At 58.7% G+C, this 7,797-nt stretch carries 8 protein-coding genes; 4 read left to right on the top strand and 4 right to left on the bottom strand.

Features of this window, described 5'->3' with window-relative positions; all coding sequences use genetic code 11:
* Positions 1-188: 188 nt before the first annotated feature.
* Positions 189-920: a tetratricopeptide repeat protein gene (locus tag JQ586_RS39750; RefSeq protein ID WP_212400073.1), complete on the bottom strand. Its 732-nt coding sequence runs from the start codon at positions 918-920 to the stop codon at positions 189-191.
* The gene (locus JQ586_RS39755) at positions 880-1,692 is read right to left on the bottom strand and encodes a winged helix-turn-helix domain-containing protein (RefSeq protein WP_212400074.1); all 813 of its coding nucleotides are present in this window, start codon (positions 1,690-1,692) and stop codon (positions 880-882) included. Before JQ586_RS39755 ends, JQ586_RS39750 begins: the two co-directional genes overlap by 41 nt.
* A gap of 138 nt (positions 1,693-1,830) precedes the next feature.
* On the opposite strand from JQ586_RS39755, the gene JQ586_RS39760 reads away from it, so the two are divergent.
* The gene (locus JQ586_RS39760) at positions 1,831-2,301 is read left to right on the top strand and encodes a cupin domain-containing protein (RefSeq protein WP_312017091.1); all 471 of its coding nucleotides are present in this window, start codon (positions 1,831-1,833) and stop codon (positions 2,299-2,301) included.
* Between the two features lie 157 nt (positions 2,302-2,458).
* Positions 2,459-3,220, top strand: coding sequence for an IS5 family transposase (locus JQ586_RS39765; RefSeq protein WP_212400075.1), 762 nt, complete (start codon positions 2,459-2,461; stop codon positions 3,218-3,220).
* Positions 3,221-3,383: 163 nt separating this feature from the next.
* Here JQ586_RS39765 and JQ586_RS39770 read toward each other — a convergent pair whose 3' ends face one another.
* A complete protein-coding gene (locus JQ586_RS39770; RefSeq protein WP_212400076.1) occupies positions 3,384-4,274 on the bottom strand; it encodes a hypothetical protein in 891 nt (296 codons plus the stop codon).
* A gap of 296 nt (positions 4,275-4,570) precedes the next feature.
* Here JQ586_RS39770 and JQ586_RS39775 point away from each other — a divergent pair, with 296 nt between their 5' ends.
* Complete coding sequence (locus JQ586_RS39775) at positions 4,571-6,244, top strand: type I secretion system permease/ATPase (protein WP_212400077.1); 1,674 nt, start codon at positions 4,571-4,573, stop codon at positions 6,242-6,244.
* A 10-nt stretch (positions 6,245-6,254) separates the two neighbouring features.
* Positions 6,255-7,619, top strand: a complete 1,365-nt coding sequence (locus tag JQ586_RS39780; protein WP_249148682.1) for an HlyD family type I secretion periplasmic adaptor subunit — start codon at positions 6,255-6,257, stop codon at positions 7,617-7,619.
* On the opposite strand, the gene JQ586_RS39785 is transcribed toward JQ586_RS39780, so the two are convergent.
* Positions 7,594-7,797: hypothetical protein (locus tag JQ586_RS39785; RefSeq protein WP_212400078.1), on the bottom strand; the 204-nt coding region annotated here is incomplete at its 5' end. The two genes, JQ586_RS39780 and JQ586_RS39785, sit on opposite strands and share 26 nt — an antisense overlap.

Genomic DNA, 7,797 nt, shown 5'->3' on the forward strand with positions numbered 1-7,797 from the left:
CACGGACAGAAGCATGAGCTCGGCGGCGTGACGTTCACTCGGGAGGCTTGACATCATCGGGCCCATTACAGAAGGCCTTGCACTCATAAACCCGGCGGCGTGATGCGACGAAAGCAATGTCCGCTTTGCCCCTATAGCGACCGAGGCAGCGCAATATGTCGCGATGTGCCAGAGGCGGACATGTTGGTTCACGCGGTTGCCTTCTGCAATAGCCGAACTATGCGTTTGTCGTACTCGGGCTGACTGGCTCTAATTGGCTCAATGAAGTGGCCTTCCGGGCCATTAACATCTTTCAGGCGTTCTGCCCATCGGCGTGCGTCGTCGTGACGCCCGAGTGCCGTTGTGCAGCAGCACAGCACCTCGAACGTCGGGCCGAACACGGGACGCAAGGCCAGCGCCCGGTTCGCACTTTCGAATGCCTTGTCCGGCATATCGCTTAGCAGTTCGGCGTAGGCCAGCAGGATGTGCCACGCGACGTTCTGCGGATCATTCGGGTTGAGCGTGAGACCGTGCCGCAACGGTGCAACAGCGCGACTGGCATCGCCGTCGAACAATCGCGCCATACCAAGCACGAGGTGGCCGAGTGCGAAGCTTGGATTGAGATCGATCGCGCTCTGCGCCGCGAGCGCGCCGGTGTTGGCTGACCCCACGTAACAGCTCACGATGGCGAAAGAGTAGTGCGCATACGGGTCACGCGGATCGAGGGCGACCGCACGGATCGCAGCCTGCGTGCCCTCGCGCCCGTCGGCGGCAACATCGTCGCTCCACCCATAAGCGATTGTGCCGGCGCTCACCCGGCCGAGCCATGCATATGCCTCCGAGAGGTCCGGATCTCCCGCACAGGCACGGCGGAACAGGTCGCGCGCGGCCCGATGCCCTTCACGCGTCACCTTGTGAAAATACCATGCCTTGCCGAACAAGGTCCCACGCCGTCATATTGCCAGTGTTGCGCACGATCGCCAGGCGCGACTCGCTCTTGAGAAGCTCAGGCTCGATCGCGCCGACGACGCGCTCGGCGATCTCATCCTGGATTGCGAACACATCCGCCATCGCGAGATCATAGCGCTCGGCCCACAGGTGCGCTCCGTCGCGGGTGTCGATCAATTGTGCCGAGATGCGCAGCCGCTCTCTTGCATGGCGCACGTTCCCGTGAAGCGCATAGCGCGCGCCGAGCTGATCGGCGGCCTTGTCTCGAAGCGCGAAAGCCGAGCCGCGGACGACAATGCGAAACCAGCGATAGCGCGCGAGCGCGGTGATGATGTCGTTAGTGATGCCGTCAGCTAGATATTCCTTGCCTGGCTCTTCGCTGACGATACCGAACGGCAGCACTGCAATCAGCGGCCGAACATCGGCGGCATCGGCGCTCTCGCTCGGCGTATCTGCGCCCGACACCGCGCCGGCGAATCGGTAGCCAACGCGCGGGACCGTCGCAATCCATTCGCCGCCATCATGGTCCGCGCCGAGCAGCTTGCGCAGCGCCGCGATCTGGACCGACAAGTTGCTTTCCTCGACGGCAGTCCCGGGCCACGCCGCATCCATCAGTGCGGTCTTGGAGACGGCCTCGCCGGGCGCAAGCAGCAGCGCGGCAAGAAGACGAATGCCTTTCTGGTTGACCGGCATTGGTCGTCCGTCACGCAGCAGCACGCCGCGCGCGGATTCGAACATGAAGGGGCCGAAGGTAAGCCGCTGCATTGGACAAGCGTAGCGGCGCGCCTGAATGCTGGGTAGCTGTTATTCGCAACAATTCGGAACTTTTCGGAGTGCCTTTCGAGGCCACCTGCGTGGACGGGCGGCATTCTCTCATCATCGATCAAACCAAGGGAGAGAACAATGAGCAACGCAAGTGCAACAAGGGTGGAGCCAGCCGCCACAACCAGCCGTGTGGGGATGGTGGTGAAGGCCGCGCCGGCGCACCGGGTCCAGCAAGGCTCGGACTACCGGGCTGGCGTCAGCGCTGAAACGACCGGGTCACAGGTGATCTGGCTCGGCCTGATGGCACTGCCGCCGGGTGGCCGCACGAAGGCGCATGTGCACGAGCACCACGAAACCGCGCTCTACATGATGAGCGGCGACGTGCTGGAGCTTTGGACCGGAGATGAGCTTGAGCACTGCGAGGCTGTCCGGCCTGGCGACTTCGTTTACATCCCGGCGAACGTGTTGCATGTCGCGGTCAATCGCGGCGCGGCGCCTCTGTCTTCGTCGGGTCGCGCAACGAGGCGACCGCGCAGGAGAGCATGGTGTTGCACCCCGAGATGGACGCACGGGTGCCCTAATCCGCAAGCGACTTTGCGACTCAGTTAGTCGAGGTCGGCTTTGGGTCATTTTCGACGGTTTTGGCAGAGATTGCGGGCTGGTTGATGTCCGCTCCTGTCCGTAAGCGCCGTACCAGGCTCGGGCCAGGAGCGTTGCGTTTGGCCGGACTGCCGTGATTCAAACTCCCGAACTGAGGGCTCGAATCATGCGCTACGAACTCGCCGACTATGAATGGACCGCCATCAAGCCGATGCTGCCGAACAAGCCGCGTGGCATTCCCAGGGTAAACGACAGACGGGTCCTGAATGGCATCTTCTGGGTCCTGCGATCCGGAGCACCTTGGCGTGACCTGCCCGAGGCGTTTGGTCCGTACACCACTTGCTACAACCGCTTCGTCAGGTGGCGGCGGGCCGGTGTCTGGGGCCGCATCATAGAAGCGCTTGCCACTGCCCATGATGCCGCTGTCCAGATGATCGACACCTCCATTGTCCGCGTGCATCAGCATGGAGCCTGCATCACAAGGAACCAGCGCCAATCGATGGGAAGGTCCCGCGGCGGCTTGACGAGCAAAATCCATGCAGTGGTCGATGGCAATGGTCTGCCGGTACGGCTGGCGCTGAGCCCCGGCGAGGCACACGACGTTCGACTTGCAGGAAAGCTGCTGTCTCGCCTCAAATCTGGGTCAATGCTGCTTGCCGACCGCGGCTATGATGCCGACTGGATCAGAGAGCTTGCCATGAAGAAGGGCGCGTGGGCCAACATCCCGCCGAAAAGCAATCGCAGCGATCCGATCTGCTTCAGCCCCTATCTCTACCGCGCTCGCAACCAGGTCGAGCGGTTCTTCAACAGGATCAAACAATGTCGTCGGGTGGCGACGCGCTACAACAGACTCGCCGCTAACTACCTTGCCTTCGTTCAACTCACGTCAATCAGGCTATGGCTGCGCCTTAATGAGTCCGCGTCCTAGATGAGCAGCTGATGGCTCGAACACGTACGCGCGCCCGCGCCGCAGCTGTTGGCGGAGCGAGCGCGGCATAACGCGCCCCGAAACTTGTGTCCTGATCGATGAGCTAAATTCTTGCGACCTTCGGCACGAGAGGCGGTTATCACAAAGTCATATTCTATATCTCTTAGCTGATTGGAAAGAGATTATGAGCAGTGACGCCGCCGTCAACGACATCCCAACCTGAGAAAGGCTGGTTGAACAACGTAGAAGCATACTCCGTGCCAGCATGTTGGGTGTCGTTGATGCCCGAGTCGAAGAACACCGCATCGAGCTGCCCGCTGGGCAATTGTGAGATGGTGTGGATCCCTTCGGTGCCGGTGGTGGGGTCCCGTTCGTTAAAGTTTTGAGCAATATTTTGGTTGACGGCCCCGATCGGGGGGGTTCCTGCCGAGCCGGCAACGAGCAAGCTCGCGGTAAATGCAACGTTTTTAGCAGCGAAGGTGCCGGTGAATCCAAGAAAGTCGACGGAGCCATCTGCAAGCTGTGTCACGACGACGTCGTTCGTTGGAAACCCTTGGGTCGTCTGAATCGTCTGAACACTTGCATTGCCAGCTGCAACCCCGACTGCATGGGGCAAGCCGACGGAGTTTGTGATCAGATCGCTCTGAACCAGCGTCCCCGCCGCATTGAAACCTAGAAGGTCCAGCGAGCCGTCTGCCAACTGCGAGACCGCTGTCTGCCCGACCTGACCGCCGCCAGCAAAAAAATCATTGGCGAGGCCAACTATATGCGGCACGACGCTGCCCATCGAGCTGGCGACGAGATTGGCGTGGGTGTCAAGGAACAGGAAATTTACCTGCCCGGTGCTTTGGCTCTGAGTCACAAGCTCGGTCGCGGCCCCCGCCATCGTACTGGCCTCAGATCCGACGACCTTCCAATCGGCACCAAGTGCGAGTGTCGGTGGCGCATTACTCGCTACTAGCGTGTTCCCAGAATACTCGAGAAAGTCCACCTGTCCGGTCGTATGATTCTGAATGACGACATCTTGTTGGAGGGGAAGGGGCAAATTAGGCATGACACTCTCCTCAGCATTATACAGCTGGATAAAACCCCGAGAGTTTGTCGCATTAAGGTTGATAGTTCAATAGGCAAAAAAACCAAAAATTAATAAGCTAAATTTCTGAGCGGTTAATCGCCACGTGCTGCTTTGGTGCTTTCGCCAGCCTGCACGTTGTGATAGCGTTTTAAATATGTTGTGATCTCGATTTAAGTTGCTCCTCGCCAGACGGTTTGCAGGTCATTGTTTAAGGGGGCGGAGGTCCGCCAACAGCTTTGAAAGCGACGTCAAAGGGATCTGACGAGCTACGCGGATTGTTGAAGGCTTGCCAAGGCTATTTCGCCACCGCAGCGATATTCAGCCTGGCCATCAACGTGCTCTACCTCGCCAGCCCGCTGTACATGTTGCAGGTCTACGATCGCGTTATCTCGAGCGGTAGCGAGATAACGTTGCTCATGCTGACGATTGCCCTGTTGCTCGCGTTCGGGGCGCTTGCAGGTCTCGACGCGGTACGAACGCGCGTACTGACGCGCACTAACATCCGCCTCGACCGCAAGATCGCCCCGCGGGTAATGACTGCCATGATTGATCGATCTGCAACCTTCGGTGGCACTCGCAGCCAGCTGCTACGTGATTTCGACACTTTCCGTCAGTTCATCACCGGAACCGGTATCCACGCTATCTTCGATCTGCCTTGGGCGCCTATCTATATCACTGTGATTTTCTTCCTGCATCCGTTCCTGGGCGGCTTTGCCCTAGGGAGCTCCATCATTTTGATTTTGATGGCTTTTTTGAATGAATGGGTCGTCAAGCCTCCTCTCGCGGAAGCCAATGAGGCTGCAACCCGCTGCTACAATTTCACCGAAATGAGTCTACGCAACAGCGAGGTGTTGCGCGCGATGGGCATGACTGCCGGGGTCTTGAAACGCTGGGGCCGGGACCGGAATCGGATGCTACAGCGCCAGACTACCGCGGGCGATCGAGCCGCGACGATTCAGAGCCTCATCCGGTTTCTGCGGCTTTCAATGCAATCCTTGATCCTCGGTCTCGGCGCCTATCTCGCAATCGAGCGGCTGACGACCGTTGGTGCCATGTTTGCCGCTAGTATCTTGCTTGGCCGCGCGTTGCAGCCCGTCGAGCAGATCGTTGGATCGTGGCGCGGTTTTGTCTTAGCCCGAGGCGCATTCTTGCGCGTTCGCGAGTTGCTGGCAGCCATTCCGCCCTCTGAAGCTGGACTGACGCTCCCACGGCCCAAAGGTCAAGTCTCGGTCGAAGCGCTGTCCTTTGTTGCCCCCGGCACTTCAAGGCCGATTCTGCGCGGCGTTACCTTCCAAATCGAGCCGGGCGAGGTGCTGGGGATTATCGGCCCCTCCGGCGCTGGCAAGTCCACGCTGGCGCGCCTTATCGTGGGCGTGCAGGCGCCCTCGGCAGGTGCCGTTCGCCTGGACGGGGCTGACGTATCGACGTGGATCAAGTCGTCGCTCGGCCAGCATCTTGGTTATCTCCCTCAAGATATCGAGCTGTTTGCCGATACAGTTGCAGCCAATATCTGTCGGTTCGAGGACGGTGAGGACAAGGATATTGTGCTGGCAGCCCAAATGGCAGGCGTCCACGAGATGATATTGCGGCTGCCTCATGGCTATAACACCCAGATAGGGGAAGGCGGGGCGATTCTATCCGGAGGCTATCGCCAACGTGTTGGCTTGGCACGCGCCATCTACGGCAATCCCGTTTTAGTTGTACTCGACGAACCGAGCTCCAACCTAGATTCTTACGGAGAGGCAGCGCTTGCTGACTGCATTACGCAGCTGAAGAAGCGCGGAACAACGGTGGTTATCATTTCCCATCGTTCAGCCACGGTTAGTGCGGTCGACAAGATTCTAATCTTGCGCGAAGGAGCCGCTGAGGCGTTTGGACCGCGCAACGAGATCCTCTCCCACTTGATGCGGCCGGTGCCAGTCCACGCAGTCCAGGGAACGACTAACTAAGGAATTTCGGATGGAGGATGGTGCAAACTCACTAATGCTTCCAGCGCCGGTTCCGGACAGGCGTACGAGCGTTATTGGGGATGTTTCGCTGAGTGACTCTATACGCCAAGTGGCGTTAACAGGATGGCTGATCATTGCTGTCTTCTTCGGTGGCATAGGAACATGGGCCGTCACTGCGCCCCTGAATGGCGCGGTTGTTGCCAATGCAGTCGTTAAGGTTGAAGGCAACCGCAAGAGCGTCCAGCACCTCGATGGAGGCATAGTCAAAGAATTGCATGTCAAGGAAGGTGACAAGGTTCGCGCCGGCGACGTGTTAATCGTCCTCGATGAGATCCAGGCCCGGACCGAATACGACGTGCTCACCGAGGAATATGTTGTGCTTCGCGCAACTGAGGCGCGGCTGTTGGCTGAGCTAAATCATGGATCCGAACTGGTTATGCCCGAGGATCTAAAGGCACGTTCGGGCGATCTATACCTAAACAGCGTTTGGCACGGTCAGGTCAGTCAGTTCGAAAGCCGTCGCACTGCGCTGGAAGGCCACCGTAGGATGATCCGTGAAAAGATCAATCAGCTCGGCTCCCAAATCGTGGGCACCGAGGCGCAGGTAAAATCTTTTACGAACCAATTAAATTCCGTCCGAGCCGAGACCAAGGACATTCGGCCACTGGTCGAGCATGGCGAGATCGCTCGCCCGCGAATTCTCCAGCTTGAAAGGACCGGTTACGGACTGGAGGGTCAGGCCGCTGACGCGGAAGCGAGTATTGCGAAGGCCCGTCAGGCTATCGCGGAACAGGAGCAGCAGAGTGCACAGCTAGACAATGATCGCATGACGGAGGTCACGAAGGATCTTCGCGATACCAGGGCCAAAGTGCTCGAGGTCATCCCGAAGATGATGAATGCCAAGGCTGCCCTCAGCCGAATGGAGATCCGAGCGCCCTACACTGGCCGCGTGGTTGGCCTCAATGTGTTTTCGGTCGGAGGCGTCATTCAGCGAGGTGAAAAAATCTTGGACATCGTTCCCGATGACGACTTACTGACAGTCGAAGCCCAGGTCGCGGTCGAGGATATCAGTGACGTGCATCCGGATATGCGAGCTGAGGTTCATCTCACTGCATATAAGCAGCGCATCGTCCCGATCGTTCACGGCAACGTCATTCAAGTCTCTGCCGACCGATTGACCGATCCGAAAGCGAATAACCCCTACTACGCGGCCTTCGTCCGGATCGATCAGGACGAGCTTGCCGCCATGCCGAACATTCGGCTCTACCCGGGAATGCCGGCGACCGTGATAATCCCCACGGTACAGCGCACGGCGTTCGACTATATCGTTGGGCCGCTCTTGATGTCGTTCAACCATTCATTCCGGCAGAAGTAATTGTTATTGGGTCGTCCGTGAAGAATGCGGATTGACCTGAGAAATAAGCAGAATTGGTCTTGATGTAGTATTCGATTTTGCAGGAAAGCGGGGTGCTGGACCTGGCTTTCTTGCGTTTTAGGTTTTGCTTTTGGGCGATTCGTGATTCCCTGACGGCGTCGTCGACATTGGGGAATGC

It is taken from the genome of Bradyrhizobium jicamae (assembly GCF_018130215.1).
Classification (GTDB): domain Bacteria; phylum Pseudomonadota; class Alphaproteobacteria; order Rhizobiales; family Xanthobacteraceae; genus Bradyrhizobium; species Bradyrhizobium jicamae_A.